Below are 223 nucleotides of genomic sequence, written 5' to 3'. Positions count from 1 at the left end.
TGCAGTACCATCAGCGTAATAGACCTTAACTTTCCTGTTCGGAATGGGAAGGAGTGTTACCTCTATGCCATCATCACCAGATCATTACAAATAATATTATACTTTGCAACACATCTTATGTCAAGTATTTTTTATATTATTCTTTGAAAATTGCACACAGTTTCTTTAATGTATTTACAACTTGACTATATTGGTCAAGCCCTCGACCTATTAGTATCAGTCA

Annotated in this window: 1 rRNA gene; it reads right to left on the bottom strand. The window is 34.1% G+C overall.

Annotated features, from left to right (window positions below):
* Nucleotides 1-81 (bottom strand): 5S ribosomal RNA (gene rrf, locus ACJDTP_RS28085); the annotation flags it as partial.
* Nucleotides 82-223: the final 142 nt, after the last annotated feature.

Origin of the sequence: Candidatus Clostridium helianthi (assembly GCF_045310795.1) — a bacterium.
GTDB classification, from domain to species: domain Bacteria; phylum Bacillota; class Clostridia; order Clostridiales; family Clostridiaceae; genus Clostridium; species Clostridium helianthi.
The sequence above is the reverse complement of the archived record's forward strand: the minus strand, read 5'-3'. Positions and strand labels throughout refer to the sequence as shown.